General features: G+C 59.7%; 17 protein-coding genes. 5 read left to right on the top strand and 12 right to left on the bottom strand.

All coding sequences use genetic code 11. From position 1 onward, the window contains the following. Positions 1-37: 37 nt before the first annotated feature. Genes ACR0B8_RS16480 through ACR0B8_RS16455 form a run of 6 tightly spaced genes read right to left on the bottom strand, consistent with a single transcriptional unit; the run spans position 38 to position 7,096 of the window. Entirely contained in the window at positions 38-1,669 is a 1,632-nt protein-coding gene (locus tag ACR0B8_RS16480) for an AMP-binding protein (RefSeq protein WP_226689667.1), read from the bottom strand. Beyond that, the gene (locus ACR0B8_RS16475) at positions 1,669-2,820 is read right to left on the bottom strand and encodes an acyl-CoA dehydrogenase family protein (protein ID WP_226689666.1); all 1,152 of its coding nucleotides are present in this window, start codon (positions 2,818-2,820) and stop codon (positions 1,669-1,671) included. The genes ACR0B8_RS16480 and ACR0B8_RS16475 overlap by 1 nt, the downstream gene beginning before the upstream one ends. Next, the gene (locus tag ACR0B8_RS16470; protein WP_226689665.1) at positions 2,820-3,620 is read right to left on the bottom strand and encodes an enoyl-CoA hydratase family protein; all 801 of its coding nucleotides are present in this window, start codon (positions 3,618-3,620) and stop codon (positions 2,820-2,822) included. The genes ACR0B8_RS16475 and ACR0B8_RS16470 overlap by 1 nt, the downstream gene beginning before the upstream one ends. Continuing rightward, complete coding sequence (locus tag ACR0B8_RS16465; protein ID WP_480659036.1) at positions 3,610-4,077, bottom strand: MarR family winged helix-turn-helix transcriptional regulator; 468 nt, start codon at positions 4,075-4,077, stop codon at positions 3,610-3,612. Before ACR0B8_RS16465 ends, ACR0B8_RS16470 begins: the two co-directional genes overlap by 11 nt. Further along, positions 4,074-4,805 carry an SDR family NAD(P)-dependent oxidoreductase gene (locus tag ACR0B8_RS16460; protein ID WP_170362120.1) on the bottom strand — a complete coding sequence of 244 codons (732 nt, stop codon included), beginning with the start codon at positions 4,803-4,805 and terminating at the stop codon, positions 4,074-4,076. Before ACR0B8_RS16460 ends, ACR0B8_RS16465 begins: the two co-directional genes overlap by 4 nt. Beyond that, entirely contained in the window at positions 4,802-7,096 is a 2,295-nt protein-coding gene (locus tag ACR0B8_RS16455; protein ID WP_480659034.1) for a bifunctional salicylyl-CoA 5-hydroxylase/oxidoreductase, read from the bottom strand. The genes ACR0B8_RS16460 and ACR0B8_RS16455 overlap by 4 nt, the downstream gene beginning before the upstream one ends. Before the next feature lie 141 nt (positions 7,097-7,237). Between ACR0B8_RS16455 and ACR0B8_RS16450 the strand changes: the two genes are divergently transcribed. Next, a complete protein-coding gene (locus ACR0B8_RS16450; protein ID WP_170362119.1) occupies positions 7,238-9,190 on the top strand; it encodes a 3-hydroxyacyl-CoA dehydrogenase NAD-binding domain-containing protein in 1,953 nt (650 codons plus the stop codon). 15 nt (positions 9,191-9,205) lie between these two features. On the opposite strand, the gene ACR0B8_RS16445 is transcribed toward ACR0B8_RS16450, so the two are convergent. From ACR0B8_RS16445 to ACR0B8_RS16435, 3 genes are read right to left on the bottom strand one after another with little or no spacing between them, the layout of a single operon-like run. Next, positions 9,206-9,928: an MbnP family protein gene (locus ACR0B8_RS16445; protein ID WP_480659032.1), complete on the bottom strand. Its 723-nt coding sequence runs from the start codon at positions 9,926-9,928 to the stop codon at positions 9,206-9,208. Then, a complete protein-coding gene (locus ACR0B8_RS16440; RefSeq protein WP_480659030.1) occupies positions 9,928-11,046 on the bottom strand; it encodes a cytochrome-c peroxidase in 1,119 nt (372 codons plus the stop codon). The genes ACR0B8_RS16445 and ACR0B8_RS16440 overlap by 1 nt, the downstream gene beginning before the upstream one ends. Positions 11,047-11,065: 19 nt before the next feature. Next, positions 11,066-12,364 (bottom strand): hypothetical protein, encoded by a 1,299-nt coding sequence (locus tag ACR0B8_RS16435; protein ID WP_480659028.1) that lies wholly within the window; start codon positions 12,362-12,364, stop codon positions 11,066-11,068. A 306-nt stretch (positions 12,365-12,670) separates the two neighbouring features. Between ACR0B8_RS16435 and ACR0B8_RS16430 the strand changes: the two genes are divergently transcribed. Genes ACR0B8_RS16430 through ACR0B8_RS16415 form a run of 4 tightly spaced genes read left to right on the top strand, consistent with a single transcriptional unit; the run spans position 12,671 to position 18,232 of the window. Beyond that, positions 12,671-14,770 carry a hydantoinase/oxoprolinase family protein gene (locus ACR0B8_RS16430; protein ID WP_480659026.1) on the top strand — a complete coding sequence of 700 codons (2,100 nt, stop codon included), beginning with the start codon at positions 12,671-12,673 and terminating at the stop codon, positions 14,768-14,770. Continuing rightward, positions 14,767-16,416: a hydantoinase B/oxoprolinase family protein gene (locus ACR0B8_RS16425; protein ID WP_170397847.1), complete on the top strand. Its 1,650-nt coding sequence runs from the start codon at positions 14,767-14,769 to the stop codon at positions 16,414-16,416. The genes ACR0B8_RS16430 and ACR0B8_RS16425 overlap by 4 nt, the downstream gene beginning before the upstream one ends. After that, positions 16,413-17,495: a pyridoxal phosphate-dependent aminotransferase gene (locus ACR0B8_RS16420; RefSeq protein WP_480659024.1), complete on the top strand. Its 1,083-nt coding sequence runs from the start codon at positions 16,413-16,415 to the stop codon at positions 17,493-17,495. Before ACR0B8_RS16425 ends, ACR0B8_RS16420 begins: the two co-directional genes overlap by 4 nt. Continuing rightward, positions 17,492-18,232, top strand: a complete 741-nt coding sequence (locus ACR0B8_RS16415) for a maleate cis-trans isomerase family protein (RefSeq protein WP_226689660.1) — start codon at positions 17,492-17,494, stop codon at positions 18,230-18,232. The genes ACR0B8_RS16420 and ACR0B8_RS16415 overlap by 4 nt, the downstream gene beginning before the upstream one ends. 9 nt (positions 18,233-18,241) lie before the next feature. Here ACR0B8_RS16415 and ACR0B8_RS16410 read toward each other — a convergent pair whose 3' ends face one another. The 3 genes from ACR0B8_RS16410 to comD are packed head-to-tail and all read right to left on the bottom strand — an operon-like array spanning position 18,242 to position 20,399. After that, the gene (locus ACR0B8_RS16410) at positions 18,242-19,342 is read right to left on the bottom strand and encodes an alpha-hydroxy acid oxidase (RefSeq protein ID WP_170362146.1); all 1,101 of its coding nucleotides are present in this window, start codon (positions 19,340-19,342) and stop codon (positions 18,242-18,244) included. Then, a complete protein-coding gene (gene comE, locus ACR0B8_RS16405) occupies positions 19,342-19,896 on the bottom strand; it encodes a sulfopyruvate decarboxylase subunit beta (RefSeq protein WP_170362111.1) in 555 nt (184 codons plus the stop codon). Before comE ends, ACR0B8_RS16410 begins: the two co-directional genes overlap by 1 nt. Further along, positions 19,893-20,399, bottom strand: coding sequence for a sulfopyruvate decarboxylase subunit alpha (gene comD, locus ACR0B8_RS16400; protein ID WP_170362110.1), 507 nt, complete (start codon positions 20,397-20,399; stop codon positions 19,893-19,895). Before comD ends, comE begins: the two co-directional genes overlap by 4 nt. Positions 20,400-20,440 lie beyond the last annotated feature (41 nt).

Genomic DNA, 20,440 nt, shown 5'->3' with positions numbered 1-20,440 from the left:
AGGGCGTTCTTTTTTGTTATGCCGCTATTCACACCGATCACGCCCCGTTCGTCGAGGGGGATTTCAACCTGAAGCGCTGAATTTTTCCCGTCGCAGTCTTTGGCAACGCGTCGCAGAACCGGATCGAGCGTGGGTACTTGTAGGGCGCGATTACGGATTTGACATGAGTTTGCAGCGCCTCGCGCAGGGTATCTTCTGCCACAGCACCTTCGGTCAGCACGACATGCGCCTCGACAATTTCGCCCCGATCCGGGTCTGGGGCACCGATCACGGCGCATTCCAGCACGGCCTCGTGCGCCAGCAGCGCGGCTTCGACCTCGGGGCCTGCGATATTGTACCCGGCCGAGACGATCATATCGTCATTGCGTGCCGCGAAATGGAAATAGCCAGCCTCGTCCTGATAGAAACTGTCGCCGGTGATGTTCCAGCCGTCGTGAACATAATCCTTTTGACGATCATCATTCAGATATCGGCAACCGGTCGGGCCTCGCACCGCCAATCGGCCAATGTCGCCCGTTTTAGCCTCGGTCCCGTCGCGGTTCAAAACCTTCGCTTCGTACCCTTTGACCGGGCGTCCGGTGCAGGCGGGCCGGTGATCGTCGAACCGGTTTGAGATGAAGATATGCAGCAATTCCGTGGCCCCGATGCCATCGAGCATCGGCTTGCCTGTACGTGCAATCCAGTCGTCATAGACGGGTTTGGGCAACGTCTCGCCCGCCGAAACGGCAGCGCGCAGGCTTGACAGATCGGCCCCATCCTCCATCGCCTGCAACATGACACGATAGGCCGTTGGGGCCGTGAAACAGACGGTGGCTTTGTATTTCTCGATGATCTCAATCATGCCGGGAGGCGAAGCTTGTTCCAGCAAGGTCGCCGTTGCCCCAAATCGCAGTGGAAACACCGCCAGTCCACCCAACCCGAAGGTGAATGCCAGTGGAGGGGACCCAACAAAAACGTCCTCAGGCTGCACGTTCAGAACCTCGCGCGCATAACCATCGGCGATGATCATCAGATCGCGGTGAAAGTGCATCGTGGCCTTTGGCTCTCCGGTCGAACCTGAGGTGAATCCCAGAAGGGCAACGTCATCGCGACCCGTTTGCACGCATTCGAACTGAACCGGTTTTTCCAGCGCCAGACGATCAAGTTCGGCATCGTGGTTTGAGGTGCCGTCGAACCCCACGACGCGCTCTAGGAACCGGCTATCCTGTGCGCAGGTTTCCATTTCCGCCATCAAACGTGTGTCGCAGAGGGCGAACTGGATCTCGGCCTTGTCCACATGTTTGGTCAACTCTCCCGCCCGCAGCATGGGCATAGTGTTGACGACCACGGCCCCAACTTTGGTCGCGGCCAGCCAGCAGGCCACCATGGCCGGGTTATTTGCCGAACGGATCAACACACGGTTACCGGGCTGTACTCTTATATCTTCGACCAGCACATGCGCCAGACGGTTGGTCCAGTCGGTAAGCTCTTTGTAGGTCCTCTGCCGCCCGTTTCCGATCAGCGCGATATTGTCGCCAAACCCCTTGTCCACCATCGCATCGGTCAGCTCATACGCAGCATTCAGAAGGTCGGGATAGTCGAACCCGTCCAACAGAAAATCTGGCCACTGCTCCTCGGACGGCAAGCTATCGCGGCTGAACGTATCGATATGTGCGGACGGTCCCAACATCACTTCCCCTCCCTATGCGCGGCCATTGCCTGACGGGCGATGACCACTTTCTGAACGTCCGAGGCACCCTCGTAGATGCGCAACGCCCGGATTTCACGGTACAGCGCCTCGACCGGCATGCCCGATCGGACACCATCACCGCCGAACAGCTGTACCGCCTTGTCGATGACCTGCTGCGCGTGGTCGGTGGCAAAAAGCTTGGCCATTGCGGCCTCACGTGTGATCCGTGGTGCCCCACTGTCTTTGGTCCAGGCGGCGCGGTAGACCAGCAGCGCCGCCGCATCGACGTCCAGCGCCATATCGGCGATGTGACCTTGCACCATCTGCAGATCGAACAGCGGCTCGCCTTGCACATGCCGGGTACTGACCCGCGTCAACGCTTCATCCAACGCGCGCCGGGCGAACCCCAACGCCGCGGCCGCCACAGTCGAGCGAAACACATCCAGCACCGACATGGCGATCTTAAACCCGGCACCGGGCGCGCCGATCATCGCCGACGCTGGGATGCGCGTATCAGAAAACCGCAGTGTCGCCAGCGGATGCGGAGCGATGGTGTGCAGCTGTTCGGCAACCTCAAACCCCGGCAAGTCGGGTGTTACCACAAAGGCGGACAATCCCTTAGCACCCGGCGCCTCGCCCGTGCGGGCGAACAGGGTGTAGACATCGGCAATGCCTCCGTTCGATATCCACGTCTTTTCGCCGTTCAGAACATAGTGATCGCCATCACATGTCGCGGTCATGGCAGAATTCGCCACATCGGATCCTGACTGCGGCTCGGTCAGCGCAAAGGCCGAAATCGCCTGCCCGCTGCGCGTTTTTGACAACCATTCGGCCTTTTGCTGGGGTGAGCCGAACAGGGAAATCGCACCGGTGCCAAGACCCTGCATGGCAAAGGAAAAATCAGCCAACCCATCATGCCGGGCAAGGATTTCCCGGGTCAGACACAAAGTCCGCACATCCAACTGGCCGTGTTCGTCCGCAGTTGGCTGCAGCAGCCCCGCCGCGCCCATGTCACGCACCAGCGCGCGGCAGGCGGCATCCGTGTCCGCATGGTCGACCTTTAGCTCCTGCACGACCTCTTCGACTCGCGCGGCCCAGCTGCGGTGGCGTGGCTCGAAAAATGGCCATGACAGGAAGCTGCGATCTGCCATCAATCCCCCTCGAACTCTGGTTTTTCTTTGGCGACAAAGGCGTTGTAGGCACGCTCAAAATCGCCGGACTGCATGCAGATGGCCTGCGCTTGTGCCTCGGCTTCGATGGCTTGTTCGATCGACATGGACCATTCCTGCGCCAACATGGTTTTGGTCATCATATGCGCGAAATTCGGTCCCGCAGAGATACGCCGGGCCATGTTCTGCGCCGCGCCCTCAAGCTGATCCGCCTCGACCACGCTGTTGTAGAACCCCCAGCCAAGCCCCTCCTCGGCACTCATAGACCGCCCGGTATAGAGCAGCTCTGCCGCACGCCCCTGCCCGATGATACGAGGCAACATGGCACAGGCTCCCATGTCACAACCAGCCAGCCCAACCCGTGTGAACAGAAAGGCGCATTTCGCCTGTGGTGTTGCGATACGCAGATCGGATGCCATGGCGATGATCGCTCCAGCCCCAACGCAGATACCGTCCACCGCCGCAATCACCGGCTTACCGCAATTCACCATCGCCTTGACCAGATCGCCGGTCATGCGGGTAAAGGCCAACAACTCTTTCATATTCATGCGGGTCAGCGGGCCGATGATGTCATGCACATCGCCACCCGAGCTGAAATTGCCACCATTCGACGCAAAGACCACGGCGTCCACATCATCGACATAGACCAGATCGCGAAACCAGTCGCGCAGCTCGGCATAGCTGTCGAAGGTCAGCGGGTTCTTCCGCTCAGGCCGGTCCAAGCTGACCGTGGCAACGCGGTCTTGCACCTCACACTGGAAATGTTTGACGTCACGGATCATTAGGCTCCTCCGGCAGGCTGAATTCGGTGGTGAGCGTCCTTGCATCCTCGGCCGAGAATTGGCCCAGCATATCGGCGATCCATGCCTCATGCGCGGCGGCCTGGCGGGCGAATTCCGCGCGGCCCTTTTGGGTCATACACACGCGATGGGCGCGGCGGTCTCCGGGCACCGGCACCCGCACCAGCAGGCCATCGTCAGCCAGCCGGTCCACGATCCCGGTCACGTTGCCATTGGAGACGCGCAGCACGCCCGAAATCTCGCTCATTTTCAGGCCGCCCTCAAAGCGCGAGAGCGCTGCCATCACGTCGAACCGGGGCAAGGTCGTGTCGAACTCGGCCCGGAAATTCTCACGCAGTTTAGCCTCGATACCTCGGGTGGTTTTCAACAGTCGCAACCACAGGCGTAGCCGTTCTTTCGAGGCATCCTCAAGTGGGGGGTGTGCAAGGGTCGGGTTCATATTTCACCTCCCGAAAGGCTGAGCGTGTGTCCGTTCACGGATTTCGCAGCGTCCGAGCACAGCCATTTCACTGCGCTGGCGACCTCATCCGTTTCGATAAACCGGCGTTGGGGGTTGCCCCGGTGAAGCGAGGCGGCGGCGTCCTCTGCGCTCATCCCCGTTTTTTCGACGATGGTTTCGATCGAACGTTCCAGCATCGGCGTGTCTACAAAACCGGGGCAAACGGCGTTGACGGTGATCCCGGTCGGGGCCAGTTCAACTGCCAGCGCGCGGGTAAGGCCGATAACCCCGTGTTTCGCGGCGCAATAGCCAGAGACGTAAGGATAGCCTTTCAATCCCGCTGTCGAGGCGATCGCGACCAGACGCCCGGCGCCCGCCGTCTGCATGTCTGCCAGCCCGGCCTGCCAGACGTTGAATACACCGATCAAGTTGACCTCGGTCATGCCGCGCAGGTCATCCGCCGTCATTTTGGCAAACGGCATCGAATGCGCCGCGCCTGCATTGGCGATGACCGCCGTGACCGGGCCGCGTTGGGCGCGGGCGGACTCGAAAGCGGCCTGTACTTGCACCGTGTCGGTCACATCGCAGACTTCGAAAGGTAGGCCTTGCTGCTGCAAGGTGGCCTTGGTTCGACCTAAAAGAGTGATCGCCACGCCATCCTCAGCAAACGTCTTCGCAATCGCTGCACCGACCCCGGTGCCACCGCCTGATATGACCACATGACTCATACCTTACTTGCCATTTCCGCGTCGCGGTCGGCCAGACGCCAGGCCTGATCGCGCCCAGCCTCATAAGGTTTTGGCCAGATCTCCTGCCGGTCGCCCAGCGCCGTGGCTGCGTGCAAGGTCCAATAGGGGTCGTTCAGATGCGGTCTGGCCAGACAGACCAGATCGGCGCGCCCGGCCATCAAGATCGAATTGACGTGGTCGGCCTCGTAGATGTTGCCAACTGCCATTGTCTTGATGCCACGTTCATTGCGGATACGGTCCGAGAATGGGGTCTGGAACATCCGCCCATAAATCGGCTGCGCCTGTGTCGAGGTCTGGCCTGCGGACACATCCACGATATCCGCCCCCGCCGCATCGAACATCGCCGCGATCTCAACGGCCTCTTCCGGTGTGATGCCGTTTTCACCCGCCCAGTCACTGGCCGATATACGCACTGCCATCGGCTTGGCCTCGGGCCAGACCGCGCGCATGGCCGCGAACACCTCAAGCGGGTAACGCATGCGGTTTTCCAAACTGCCGCCATAGTCGTCGTTTCGTGTATTTGAAAGCGGAGAGATGAAGGACGAGATCAGATACCCATGAGCCGCGTGCAGTTCTATCATGTCGAACCCGGCGCGATCAGCCATTTGGGCGGCTGCTGCGAACTCAGCCATGACGCGATCCATATCCCACCGATCCATCGCTTTGGGTATGGCGTTGTCGTCTGACCACGCAATGGCCGAGGCGGAGATCAGTGGCCAGTTGCCTTCCTCCAACGGCTGATCCATGCCCTCCCACCCGATGCGCGTCGATCCCTTGCGCCCTGCATGACCGATCTGGCAGCAAATCTTGGCGTCGGTCTCGGTGTGGACGAAATCGGTCAGGCGGCGCCATGCCGCCTCATGCTCGGGCGCATACAGACCGGGACAACCTGGCGAGATGCGACCATCGGCACTGACACAAGTCATCTCGGTATAGACCAGCCCTGCCCCGCCCTTGGAGCGCTCGCCATAGTGGATCAGATGCCAGTCGGTCGGGCAGCCATCCACGGCCTTGTACTGTGCCATGGGTGAGACCACGATCCGGTTCTTCAACTCCATCTCACGCAGACGGAATGGCGCAAACATGGGCGCGCGGGCGGGAGCGTTGATCCCGACCCCGGCTTGCGCCATGAACCAGGCCTCGGCCCGGCCCAGCCACCCGGCATCGCGTTCGCGCAGGTTTTCATGGCTGATCCGTTGCGACCGGGTCAGCATAGAATAGTTCAGCTGCACGGAATCCAGATCCAGATAGCGTTCAACGTCCTCGAACCACTCAACCGAGTTCCGCGCCGCCGATTGCAGTCGCAGTACTTCGAGCCGCCGTTCGTCTTCATAACGGGCAAAGGCAGCCTCAAGCGTGTCTTCGCTGTGGATATACTCGGCCAGCGCAATCGCGCTTTCCAACGCCAATTTGGTTCCCGACCCGATCGAGAAATGCGCCGTAGCCGCAGCATCCCCCAGCAAAACGACGTTGTCGTGGCTCCATTTCTCACACAGCACGCGCGGAAACCGCAGCCAGGCTGAGCCACGGATATGGTTGGCATTAGTCATCAGAGCATGCCCGCCCAGATGATCCTTGAAGATGTCTTGGCAAACGGCAATCGAGTCCTGCTGGCTCATCTTGTCAAAGCCATAGGCATCGAATGTCTCTTGTGTGCATTCGACAATGAAAGTCGCGGTGTCTGGATCGAATTGATAGGCATGGGCCCAAACCCAGCCCTTACCGGTCTTCTCGAAGATAAAGGTAAAGGCGTCGTCGAATTTCTGGTGCGTTCCCAGCCACACAAACTGACACAGGCGCTGGTCGATATCCGGTTTGAACACATCCGAAAACTCGGCGCGGGTTTTCGAATTCAGCCCGTCCGACGCAATGACGACGTCATAGTTGGCCATATAGTCCAAGGCGGATGCAACCTCGGTTTCGAACCGCATCTTCACATCCAATTCGCGGGCGCGGGCCTGCAGGATCAGCAACAGCTGCTTGCGCCCGATGCCGCAGAACCCATGCCCGCCAGACACAGTGCGCTGGCCTTTGTGAACCAGCGCCACATCGTCCCAATAGGCAAACTGTTCCCGAATTCTCTCAGCGCTGATCGGATCGTTGACCGCCAGATTGTCCAACGTTTCATCGGACAGAACGACGCCCCAGCCAAAGGTGTCATCGGGTCGGTTGCGCTCGATCACCTCAATCTCGGCCGCCGGATTTCGAAGCTTCATCGAAATCCCGAAACAAAGACCCGCCGGGCCGCCGCCAAGGCAAGCAATGCGCATCGCTAAACTTCCCTTCATCCGTTTGAATACCTGAAACGCTAGACCGAGTCGCTGATCCCTTCAAGTTAAAATATTTTATGCTTGAAGTTTATTTGCGAGAAGTTACGCTTTCAATTATTCTCCAAAACGTCGGGTGGCCGGATGGTGGTGCGTGTCGAAACAAAGGACGATTTGGCGGTTGTGACGATCGACAACCCGCCTGTGAACGCAGCCAGTCAGGCAGTGCGCGCGGGGCTGTTGGCAGCCATTGCTGAGACCGAAGCGAACACCTCTGCCAAGGCCGTCATACTGTGCGCTGAAGGTCGGACATTCACTGCTGGTGCGGATGTACGCGAGTTTGACAAGCCGCCAATGGAACCCCACCTGCCGAACGTCATCCAGGCGATTGAAGACACAATAAAGCCCTGGGTCGCGGCACTGCACGGTTCTGTCCTTGGCGGTGGACTTGAGATCGCGCTTGGGTGCAGTCACCGCGTGGCGCTGCGCAGCACCAGGTTTGGCCTGCCCGAGGTAACGCTGGGCCTGATCCCTGGCGCGGGCGGCACCGTTCGACTACCGCGCCTGATCGACCCGCTTGAGGCGCTGAACATGGTGACCAGCGGTAAGCCGATCTCTGCTACGACGGCGCTGAACCTAGGTCTGATTGACGGTATCGCCGACGGTGACCTGATGGCCTGTGCCAGTGCGCTGGCTCGGTCGGCCGCAAACGCTCGGCCTAGAACTGCATTGCGGCACCGGAACGCCAAACCAGTTATGGACCCAACAGCTTGGGAAGCAGCAAAGACCGGCATCATCACAAAAGCGCGCGGCGCACATGCGCCTGCCGCAGCAGCAAGGGCCGTGCAAGCCGCGCTCGATCTGCCCGCGGATCAAGCTCTGATTCAAGAGCGTGAGACGTTTTTGGCCCTGAAATCCGACCCGCAAAGCGCGGCCTTGCGATACATCTTCTTTGCTGAAAGATCAGCGTCGAAACTGTCCGAACTGAAGGACATGGAACCCCATCCGCTCACAAGCATCGGCGTGATTGGTGGGGGCACCATGGGGGCCGGAATCGCCGCCGCCTGCTTGTTGGCAGGGCTGCCAGTGACCTTGGCTGAACGGGACGACGCTGCCCGTGCAGCCGGGCAAGGTCGCATCACAGCCATCCTAGACAACAGCAGAAAGCGCGGCCTGATTGACCAAGGCAAGCAGGAGGCTCTGACCGCCGCTTTATCAACCACGACCACATTCAAGGCTCTGACCGAAACCGATCTGATCATCGAGGCTGTATTCGAGGACATCGAACTGAAAGCGCAGGTGTTTCAGGAGCTTGATAAGCATATCCGGCGCGACGCCATTCTAGCCAGCAACACGTCTTATCTGAATGTCAGCGCCATGGCCGCCCAAACCAGACACCCCGAACGTGTGATCGGCCTGCACTTTTTCTCACCCGCCCACATCATGAAACTGGTTGAGGTCATCATCCCAGACAATGCCGCCTCATCCGTTGTGGCCACTGGCTTTGCGCTGGCCCGCAGGCTTGGAAAGATCGCCGTGCCCGCCGGAGTATGTGACGGATTTATCGGCAACCGCATCATGTCTGCCTATCGACGTGAATGCGAATACATGGTCGAAGACGGTGCCCTCCCATGGGACGTTGATCAGGCGATGCGCGATTTTGGTTTTCCCATGGGCGTGTTTGAAATGCAGGACCTTGCGGGCCTCGACATCAGATGGGCCAAGCGCAAAAGCCAAGCTGCGACCCGCGACCCCGCCCAGCGCTATGTTCACATTGCCGACAAGCTGTGTGAGGCGGGACGTTTCGGGCGCAAGGCTAGCCAAGGTTGGTACGATTACGCGGACGACAAAGAGACCCCATCGCAATGGGTGGAAAACCTTGTTCTCGCGGAATCCGCGCGCAAGAAGATCGCGCGCACTCCGATATCCGACACCGAGATTGTCCAGCGCATTCTGTCCACCATGCAGGCCGAGGCGCAGGCATTATTGACGGAAGGCATAGCGCGCCGCCCCGATGATATCGACGTGGTCATGGTCAACGGGTATGGCTTTCCACGCTGGCGCGGCGGCCCGATGTTCCTGAAACACCACCCTTAGGTGGATTGAACACCCTCAGAAACTCGGCGCGATCATGTTGGCATAGTTGTTGGCCAGCACCTCGGCATCAGTGCGGTTGAACTTGACCGAGGGCAGCGCCTGCATGTCGATCTGTGCCGCATTGTCGAATAGTTTCGCCAGATCGACGGTCAGATGAACCTCTTGCTTTCCGTCTGCCAAAACCACTGCCGGAACTGAAAACTCGACCTCGCGCGCGTTCTCGGAAAACCCCACGTGATAGACTAGGGGGGACACGTCCCCACCCACTTGCAGCGCCCCTTCGAATACGACAAATTTGTACCCGACCTCCCAATTCCAGGCCATCTGACTGTTGGGGTCCAGGTCCCCGCGCACCTCAATCGAGCTGTTCGCAGCCGGATCGACACCGATCAGAAACCGCACAGTTTCAATCGATGGCAATGGCACGGCAGGCAAGGTGATCGAATGCGCGCTGTCCGCATTGTCAAAGCGCAGCAAATGATAACTTTCGGGTTCGGCATAGGTCTCATCCCCGTGCCCGAAAGACAGGTTGCTGAGGTAGAACCTGAAGTCGCGAACCCTGAAAAGACCCTGCCCGCCCGGATTATCATAGATGAATTGATCATAGATCAGAGGCTCATCCCCCATCTGGGCGTGGAATGTCAGCGTGATCGGCGTGGCTTTGTTTTGCCCCGGGTTCAGCACGAACCACCCCGCGATCAGGACCACCAAGGCTGAAATTACAATGATCGGACGCATCACGACCCTCCCTCGAACGGGTTGGAAAACTGCGGGTTGGTCAGAAACGCCTCATCCGTCAGAGTGTGCAGGAAGGCGATGATTGCCTGGATTTCATCGGGCGTCATGCGCAGGCCCACCGTTTCCTGCCCCGCCTCGGGCGCGTTGTCGGCCTCAAGGATCAACGGGCTGAGTGTATCGCTGACCACGATACCATCGTTGTAATGGTCCATTACGTCTTCCAGCGTGTCGAACCGACCGTCATGCATGTAGGGAGCTGTGACAGCGATGTTGCGCAGGGTCGGAACCTTGAAAAACCCCTTATGCGCCAGGTTGCCCGTCACCGCCATCAGACCGTCGGGCAAGGTCTCATCCGGATCCAGCCCGTTGTTGGAAAACCCGTCCAGCGCATCGCGAAAGCCCGAGGTCAGGAACTGACTGTGGCAATCGATGCAATTGCCGCCCCTCAGGGACACCTTGGTATCGGGATGCGCCATGAACAGCTTGCGCCCATGTTCTTCCTGCGCGGTCAGCCGGACCTCACCCCGTAGGTATTGATCGTATTTCGAGTTTGACGAGATCAAAAGCCGCATGAAAGTCGCCAGCGCCTTGGCTGTATTTTCGGGCGTGACCGCACCATAGGCCTGACGAAACATCTTGCGATAAGACCCTGAGGCCTGAAGCTCCTCCATCAGCGCATCGATATCCTGCCCCATCTCATCCGGATGTTGGATCGGCATCAATGCCTGCTCTTCCAACGAGGTCGCACGGCCGTTCCAGAAAAACCTCTCCTGCCCCCAAAGCAAATTGGCGAGGCTCATCGAACTAAAGTCCAGCTCACCCCCGGACAATGTCGGCGACTTTGCCAGCCCATCGGTAAACGCCAATTCCTGCACGTGACAGGTTGCGCAGGACACCTCATTGTTGCCCGACAGGATGGGGTCATAGAACAGGTGCCGGCCCAACGTGAACGCCTCTTGCGTCAGCGGGTTGTCGGGCGGAACGGCAAACCGCCCGAACACAAAAGGGGCTGAGAAATCGGCAATGGGCGTTGCCGTCGGGCCGCGCATCCGATCCCAAGCCATCCAACCAGCCACCGCAATCCCTGCGGCGGCCAGGATCAACACAACCCAACGCATTCCGCCCCTCCAACGGACGTTAGTGGTGGTGAACAAACCCCGAGCCAAACAGCCCTTCGAGGTTATCCACCCCCTTGTTGTAACGCTCTTTGAAATCAATCGTGGCCAGACGCTCTCCGGTCTCCAGATCATGAACCGAGATCGTATGGCTGGCCAGATCGGCGATGAAATCCACATCGGTCGGATCATCTTCAGCCCCGTTGCCCAGATTCAGCAGATTGTTCTGAACGGCAATCAAATCGCGCCCCGAAGCCGAGGTGAAAAAGATCATATGATGCGCCCCCGGATCGGCGACGATATCCGGCCCGCTGGGCACCAGCTCGGGCAACGCGGCCAATTCATAGCGTTTCACCACACCCGGCAGGGCATGCGAGATGAACAGCTCATCCTCGGTGCCGTAGAATTCCAGAGGTACAGCCGTTTCATTGGCAACACCGCTATAAATCACTTCAGCCTCACCAAAACTCTTGGAACTGGCGTCATAAGGTACTTTCCACGTCTCGAACCCGAACATTGTATTGGCCAGAATGGCCGGTTCGATATCAGGATGGATGCCCGGGCGGGCAAACAGCACCTCGACCGGAGAGGACGGAAAGTCCAGCGGCTTTTCTTTCTCAACCACGATGTTTTCAATGGGCTCCAGCGCGTTCAGATCAATGATCGTCAGCATGTTGCCAACACCGGTGGCCAGATCCGGATGCACGGTCGACGTCACGACCATGCGGTCCTCAAAAGCCGAGATACCATGCGGATACATGATATAGGGCGCGCCTTCGCCCACCTGGCTTTTGCGGGCTTCGATCACTTTTACGACTTCATTCGTCTGTGGATCAAAAACGCCTACCGAACCGCCATCATCGCCGCCGGTTCCGCCCATGAAGGTCACGAACATGTATTCCTGATCGTTGGATGTGGTCCACATGATGTCTTCACCTACCATCTGTCCCTGCGTATCCAGACAGGTAAAGCCCGAAATTACCGGCGCACCGCCCGCATCGCGGGCCAACCCGACCTCGGCCAGGCTGCACGAGGGATCAAGCCCCGTGGCATAGAGCCTGCCATTCGGGCTGTAATACAGATGGTGCAAGGGATGCTCCATCTCAGGCTGTTCTACTTCGCTGAGGATTTCTCCGAACCGATCCGACTCCGGGTCCAGCTCAATGATTGCGATACTGTGACTCGTATCCAGCGTCGGCAGCCCGCGCAGCAGCACCATGCCCTGGCTTTCTTCGCGGTCCTGCGACAATGCGGGCGACAGACCTGCCAGTATTAGGCCAGCACCGATCAGAACACTACGTGTAGTATGGCTGAATTTCATAACTTCCCCCCCTGAGATGAAATTTAGGAATACTTGTGAATAAGATGCACCTTACCCTACGTCATATCACAATACTGGAATGGAACCAAATTCATGGGGGCCGAAAGATTTGTTGACGGATGGGGCATTCCTCACTCAATGTTCTAGGCATCAAAGGATAAGGAACCGAAGCTGTGACAGCCACCCTTCGACAACCGATGATGCGTCGCGACACCGGGTGCGATCTGGTCGTCTAACCCGCGGGGACAGACCGTTATCATCTGACCCGGCTTCGGGTTTGTTCCACCTTTTCAAGCTGATACCCAAATGATCCAACCAGATGGATTGCGCATGGCAATCGATATCGGCGGTACGTTTACTGATACCGTCCTGCTGAACAGCGCATCGCAGGTGGTGGCAACCACCAAAACTCCCACCACTCCACATCGCCCTGCCCTTGGTGCCGTTGCGGGTGCCACGCATGTGCTTGAAGCCGCTGGTGCCGATTGGCACCGGGTAACCGGTTTCATTCATGGCACCACACTGGCCACCAACGCGTTGATCGAACGACGCGGGGCCAAGACCGCCACCATCACCACGCGTGGGTTCCGGGATATCCTCGAAATCGCTTATGAGCGGCGCTACAGCCAATATGCGATTGATCTGGTCAAACCCGACCTGATCGTGCCGCGCACCCACTCGCTGACCATCGGTGGGCGCATGGACGTCAACGGGCAGGAACTGGATCCGTTGGACGCGGCGGCCATCGCGCCTTTGGTGGACGAACTGACGGCGCTTGAGGTCGAGGCCGTCGCCATCTGCCTGCTGCACGCCTATGCCAACCCTGCACATGAACTGGCCCTGCGCGATCTGCTGGCGCTGCATATGCCCGATCTGGTCATCTCTCTCAGCCATGAGGTCAGCCCCGAAGCGCGCGAGTTCGACCGGCTGTGCACCACCATTGCCAATGCCTACGTGCAGCCGCTCATGGCCGGATATCTGCAGGATCTTGAGGCGCGCTTTCGGCAGATGGGGTTAACCTGCTCGATCCTGATGATGACGGCAGGCGGCGGTATGACCACGCTCGACACCGCTGCCCGGCTACCGATACGTCTGGTCGAATCCGGCCCCGCCGGTGGCGCCGTTCTCGCCGCCCGCATCGCCGAGGCCACTGGAGAGGCGGATGTGCTGTCCTTTGACATGGGCGGCACCACCGCCAAGCTGTGCCTGATCGACGAATATCGCCCCCAGACCGCACGCAAATTCGAAATCTCGCGGGCTGAACGCTTTATCAAGGGGTCGGGTATGCCGGTCCGGATACCGGTGATCGAGATGATCGAGATCGGAGCCGGGGGCGGTTCCATCGCCAGTGTAGACCGCCTGGGCCGCATTCAGGTTGGCCCCCACAGTGCCGGATCAGATCCCGGGCCGGCAGCCTTTGGAAAGGGCGGGGAAAACCCGACGGTCACCGATTCCGATCTGACGCTGGGCTTGATCGAGCCTGGGCATTTTGCCGAAGGACGTCTGCAGATCGATCAGAGCGCAGCACAACAGGCGATGGCGAAGGATGTCGGCGAGCCGTTGGGTTTGAGCCCCGATCAGGCCGCCTTTGCCGTCAGTGAGATTGTCGACGAAAGCATGGCCAGCGCCGGTCGTATGCACGCCGTCGAATCCGGCAAAGACCTTGGCAACCGGCTGATGATCGCGTTTGGCGGCAACGGCCCCCTGCACGCAACCCGTGTTGCCCGTCGCGCCCAGATGCGGCGCGTGTTGATCCCACGTGATCCCGGCGTCGGCTCGGCCGTTGGGTTTCTGTTCGCGCCGGTTTCGTACGAGGTCATCCGGTCACGCTATGCCCGGTTGGACAGCTTGGATATCGACGGGTTGAACCGGTTCTTCGATGGTATGCAGGCCGAAGCGGAACAGGTTGTCCGCGCCGGTGCGCCCGACGGGGCACTGCTGCAACGCCGGATCGCCTATATGCGATATCACGGTCAGGGGCATGAGATCGAAATCCGCCTGCCCGAACGGGCTTTGGCGGCCTCAGATTTAGATGCGCTGAGGCAAGCGTTTGAGACGGAATACAGCCGACAGTTCAGCCGGATCGTGCCCGGCATGACGATCGAGATTCTGAACTGGGGGCTGTCTGTTTCATCGCCCGCACCTGCGCATGAACCTTATCCCGATAACCCGGTCCATCAACAGGCAGAAACCACCGAACAGCGCGAGATCCTGTGCGACATCACCGGAGAATGGCGCGCCGCAGGCGTCTACAACCGCACCGACCTGACGTCCGGAGCCGCGCTCAGCGGTCCGGCGCTGATTGTCGAGGCACAAACGACCACATTTGTTAGCGCAGATTTCAGTGCAACCGTGGATGGCCAGGGCAATATCTGGCTGACGCGGCAAGAGGAGGCACAGGGATGATCCAATCAGATACACGCCTGCAAGTGATGTGGAACCGACTTCTGGCCGTGGTCGAGGAACAGGGGCAGGCGCTGATCCGCGCCGCCTTCAGTCCGATCGTGCGCGAATGCGGCGATATCTCGGCCGGGATATTCGACATGCAGGGCCGGATGCTGGCACAAGCTGTCACCGGCACGCCCGGACATATCAACACCATGGCCGAGGCGGTCAAAACCCTGCGCGCCAGATTTGCCCAGACCGATATGAAACCCGGCGACATCTATATGACCAACGATCCGTGGATCGCTTCGGGTCACCTGAACGACTTTTTGCTGATGATGCCCGTGTTCTTCGGCGACACTGTTATCGGCTATACAGCCTGCACCTCGCATCTGGTCGATCTCGGCGGGTTGGGCATGGGGCCGGAAGGGTCGGATATCTATGACGAAGGGCTGCTGATCCCCCCCTGCAAACTGGTCAGCCAGGGTGAGGTCAATGCTCTGTTGCTTGAGATCGTCAAAGCCAACTCGCGCGAGCCCATCGCGAACGAAGGTGACATTTATGCCTTGATCGCCTGTTGCGAGGCCGGATCGACGAGGCTGGTTCAGATGATGCAGGAATTTGGCATCCCCGACCTGAGCGCGCTGTCCGATTACATCATCGAAACGTCACGTCGCGGCACGTTAGAGGCCATCGCCGGCCTGCCCAAGGGCACATGGCAACACGTGCTGAAAGTAGATGGTTACGACGAAGAGATCGAGCTGCACGCAGCGCTGACCATCGCCGATGATCACCTGTTGCTGGACTTCGACGGTACAGCGGCCTGTGTGGGTAAAGGGATCAACGTGCCACTGAACTATGCAACCGCCTATTCCGTCTTTGCCCTGCGTTGCATCATCGGGGCGGATATCCCGAACAATGCGGGTTCGCTCGATCCGTTTCGGGTGACGGGCCCCGAGGGTTGTATCCTGAACGCGCAACCTCCGGCACCGGTGGCGATGCGACATACGTTGGGGCAGATGACCCCCGACCTGGTCTATGGCTGCCTGTCGCAGGCCCTGCCCGACAAGGTTCCAGCCGAGGGGGCATCATGCATGTACGATCTGCCCCTGCGCCACGCGCCTGAAGCGATCGACCGGGGCGATGACCAGTTTGCGTTGGAATTGGTGTTCAATGGCGGCACAGGCGCACGCCCCGGGCTGGACGGTCTGTCGGCCACGGCCTTTCCCAGCGGCGTTTGGGGCAGTCAGGTCGAAACCACCGAGGCGGTTGCCCCTGTGCTGTTTCACCGTCGTGAACTGCGGCCCGATTCCGGTGGCGCCGGGCGTCTGCGCGGTGGTCTGGGGCAGCATATTGAACTCAGCGCGTCCAAGGATCAGGATTTGATGCTGTTCCTGTCGGTCGAGCGGATCAAGAACCCTGCCAACGGCCGAGAAGGTGGGTTGGACGGCGCGCCCGGTCGCATCACCGTGATGCCGGAAAACCGCCAACTGCCGGGCAAAGGTGAGGTTCGGATCAAGGCCGGTGAAACGCTGATCTTTGAAACTCCGGGTGGGGGTGGCTTTGGCTTGCCCGAGGAACGCCCGGAGGAAGCGGTGCAAAGCGACGTCCGCGCGGGCCTTGTCAGCGAGGCGATGGCCCAAACCCAGTATCGGAGGCAAACATGACCCAACCGCACCCGCATATTGCGTGCATGTCCCCCTATGCGCTGGCCAACCTTGACGCGCCCGAGGGCAAAACCCTGATCTCGCTGTCGCAAAATGAAAGCCTGCGCCCGCCCAGCCCCAAGGCGACCGAGGCGGCGGCGCAGGCGTTGGGCAGCTCAATGCTCTATCCCGATCCGGACTGGACGGACCTGCGGCACGCACTGGCCGAACTGCACGGGATAGATCCCGATGGTATTTTGTGCGGCAACGGATCGCTCGACCTGATCGGATGCCTGGCGCGTGTGTTCGCAGGGCCAGACCGGGCGGTGCTGGCGCCCGCCCATGCCTATCCGTTCTTTCAAACGGCGGCGCAGGTGACAAACGCGCGGTTCGACCCTGCCGCCGAAGTAGATGCCGTCGTCAGTGTCGACGCCATGCTTGCCGCGGTCCAACCGGATACCGGGATCGTCTTTATCGCAAACCCCGGCAACCCGACCGGCACGCGTATTCCGAAAGCCGAACTTGTCCACCTGCGTCAGGGCCTGCGGCCTGACATCGTGTTGGTGATCGATGAAGCGTATGGCGAATTTTCTGATCACCTAGGCGAGCGGTGTTTCGATCTGGTTCAGGGCGGAAACACAGTTGTTTTACGCACGTTTTCAAAAGCATACGGCATGGCGGGGTATCGCGTCGGGTGGGGTCTGTTCCCACCTGCCATCGCCGGAGAGTTGCGTAAAGTGATGAACCCAAACAACGTCCCGGCCAGCGCCCAAATAGCTGCCGCGGCAGCCGCGCGGGACGATGCCTATATGCGCGAAACCTGCGCGATCACCGCAAGCTTGCGGGATCAGGCAACGGCCCAGTTGAAACAGGCCGGGTTCGCGCCTTATCCCAGTTTCACCAACTTTGTGCTGCTCAACATGGGCAGCACCGAATCCGCAGCAAGCGCGGACCAAAGGTTGCGGTCCGAGGGCGTATTCCTGCGCCCACAAGGCGGCGCGGGCTTGCCTCATTCCCTGCGCATGACCGTCGGTCCGCAGGCGGCGATGGTCAAAGCGATAGAAATCCTGACGCAATGGAAACAGGAGGGACAGATATGACAGCTTCCAGAGGGCGGGCCCGGTTCGGCCTGCTGGTGCCCTTCACCAACACCAATTTTGAGCCTGACCTGGCCCTGATGTCCCCTGCAGGCGTTTCACTGCACGTAGCCCGATTGGGTGGGTATGACGAGGATGAAATCCCCAACGAATCCCAGATGCACGATCTAGGGGCCGCCGACTTGGATGAGCCTTTGCGCCTGTTGATGGGAACCAAGCCGGACGTTGTCTTTTACGGATGCACCTCGGCCACGCTGACTCATGGCCCCGAGTTCGACCGAGAACTGGCCAACCGCATCAGCGCCGATAGCGGGGCCAAGACGGTGACCGCAGCGGGGGCGTTGGTGCATGCTTTGTCCACCTTGGGGGCCAAGCGTATCGGTTTCGCCTCGCCCTATGTTCCGGCGATCAACGACATGGCAATTGCTTTTCTGGGCAAGCTGGGGGTGGACACGATCCAACGCTCGGAAGTGTCTGAACCGCTTGGCAATGAAGGCCAAGGGGCGTTAGAGCCAGATGCCGTTTTCGAACTGGGTCGCGGGGCTGATCACCCCGAGGCCGACGCGCTGGTTCTGTCCTGCACCGACATGCGCAGCGTCGAGGTCATAGCCCGGCTGGAAGACGCGGTTGGGAAACCGGTGATCAGCTCGAACCAGGCGATGCTGTTTCAGGCGTTGCAACTGTTGAATATCGATGAACCCATCCCCGGGTACGGACAGCTATTGGAACGCGAAAGGTGATCCGAGCGGTCAATCCTTCAGTTCACCAACGGATGTCACTCCGATTTGGGCCATGGTGATGCTGAATTCTTCGCTCAACACATCCCAAAGCTGCTGCAGGCCCGCCTCGCCTGCGGCGGCCATGGCAAATTGCAGGATGCGGCCAAAGAACACATAATCCGCACCCGCGGATATGGCCTTTATGGCGTCCTCACCGGACTGCAACCCGCTGTCATAGAACAACGGGTATTCGTCGCCCACAGCGGTGCGTATCTCTCGCAGCGCTTCAATCGCCGCCGGGGCGCTGTCCAGCTGCCGCGCGCCATGGCTTGAGACCTGAAGGGCATCAGCGCCCGCTGCTTTCACGGCCAGCGCGTCCTCGGGGTCCAGCACCCCTTTGACGACCAGCTTGCCCTCCCATTGATCGCGCAGACGGGCCAGCGTCTCCCATGTTGCCTTTGCGCGGCTTTCGGTGCGGTCGAACTCGTAACCCTCAGTCAGAAAGTTCGCCATCTGAGGTTTACCTGCCATCAGGGTTGAAAGGGACCACTTCGGATGCAGGGCAAAGTCCACGAATTGGCGTGGGCCGATCCGAAAGGGCATCTTGAACCCATGGCGCAGCTCGCGCGGGCGTCGCCCGACCTCGGGAACATCCACGGTCAGCACCAGCGTCTCGTAACCTGCAGCGCGGGCGCGATCGACCAGCTTGAACGTGCCCGAGCCGTCGCCGCTGAAATAAAGCTGGAACCAGGCGTTGCCTTCGGCTTCGACAACAATCTCCTCCATCGACGTCGAAGCGACCGTGGACACGCCCAACGGCACGGAATACCGCGCGGCCAGACGGGCCAGCATAAGATCAGCCCCGGGTGCGGACAGGTTACACATGCCCATTGGCGCGATGCCGAAGGGGCGTTGTGTGGGCTGGCCGAAGACTTCGGTCGCCAGAGACCGTTCGCTGACGTCCCGCAACACCCGCGGGCGTATTGTCATAGCGTCCAGGGCGGCACGGTTGCGGGCCGCGCCGGTTCCAAGCCCCGCCGCGCCATCAATGTAGTCGAATACCATCCACGGCAGACGCCGCCGCGAAATGCGGCGAGCGTCTTCTGCGCTGTGGATCGCGTTGCTTGGGATCAAACCTGAACGGCCTTCATAAAGCGGTCACGGATGACTACCGGATCCATTGTGATGACAGGCATCTTGGCATTCCCGCTTTCGCATTTGCTGACAATGATGGTCATCTGTTTGGCATCCAGCGCCTCTTGCAGCACACGGCCTGTATCTTCGGCCTGGCATTCGATCACACGTTCGCACCCGGCAGCCTCGGCCATTTTCGCCAGAGATGTTTTTTGCCCTGCATAGGTCGGTTGATCCCCGGTTGAGCCATAAGAGCCATTGTCGACGATCAGCAGGATATAGTTATCGGCCACGTTGTTGGCGATGGTCGGCAGCGTGCCAAGATTGGTCAGGATCGAACCATCCCCGTCAATCACGATCACCGGCTTCGGCTGCGACAGCGACAGCCCAAGACCGATGGATGAGGCCAGCCCCATCGTGCCCAGCATATAGAAATTGGTCGGCTGATCATCGATTGCGTGCAGTTCCTGGCTGGGGATACCGATGTTGCAGACAACCAGTTGATCACGCAGGATCGGGGCGATTTCTTTCAGAATCTCAGAACGGATCATTGGTCGCCGTAGCCTCCCCAGAAATTGGCATCGGTCAGGATTGCGACCGGCTTGTTGCACATGAAGGTGTATTTCAGGATCGCATCCAGTTCCTCGACATCCGCCTGATGGTGAAAGTGGTAGGTCGGGATGTTCATCTGCGCCAACAGGGCCTTGGTATGCACCGCCATTTCCACCTGACAGGCAACGGGTTCGCGCAATTCTCCACGGTATGAGATCAGCATGGGCAGCGGCATGCGATAATACTGGATCAGCGTTGCCAGCGTGTTGATGGTCACACCAATCGCCGTGTTCTGCATGATGATGGCCGGACGCTTACCGCCCATCCACGCGCCTGCGCACAGGCCCATCCCTTCGTCTTCCTTGTTTGACGGGATGTGGAAAATCTCGTCCCGCGCGTCGATCTCCTCGATCACGCCAGCAAGCTGCTTACACGGGACGGTGGTCACAAACGAAATATCGTTCGCCACCAGATCGTCAGTGATCTTCTTGTCTATGTTCATTTCCGGTCTGTCAGTCCTGTTTGGGGCGCCCGGGGCGCGAT

The organism is Ruegeria sp. BH6, assembly GCF_056538105.1.
The sequence above is the reverse complement of the archived record's forward strand: the minus strand, read 5'-3'. Positions and strand labels throughout refer to the sequence as shown.